Source organism: Photobacterium chitinilyticum (assembly GCF_004104355.1).
In the GTDB taxonomy this organism is placed as follows: Bacteria; Pseudomonadota; Gammaproteobacteria; order Enterobacterales; family Vibrionaceae; genus Photobacterium; species Photobacterium chitinilyticum.
On the sequence record NZ_RJLM01000293.1, the window covers coordinates 1 to 318 of the forward strand.

The 318-nt window shown below is 41.2% G+C and carries 1 rRNA gene; it reads left to right on the forward strand.

The features are described 5' to 3' along the window. Positions 1–197: 197 nt before the first annotated feature. Positions 198–318 (forward strand): 23S ribosomal RNA (locus EDI28_RS26810); the annotation flags it as partial.

The window sequence follows — 318 nt, forward strand, 5'->3', positions numbered from 1 at the left end:
TCTTTAACAATCTGGAAAGCTGACTAGTAAATTCAACTCAACGAGTTGGATTACAATAGTATCTTCGAGAGAAGATACGAGTTCTCAAAACAAACACATTCAAGTGTCTTGTGTAGAGTCCGGCGAAAACAAATTATTCTCTTTAACGAGAGAGTGAACCTTGGTTGTTTGCCATACGAAACCTCTTGGGGTTGTATGGTTAAGTGACTAAGCGTACACGGTGGATGCCTTGGCAGTCAGAGGCGACGAAGGACGTATTAACTTGCGATAAGCCCAGTTTAGATAGTAAAAATCACTTGAGACTGGGATTTCCGAATG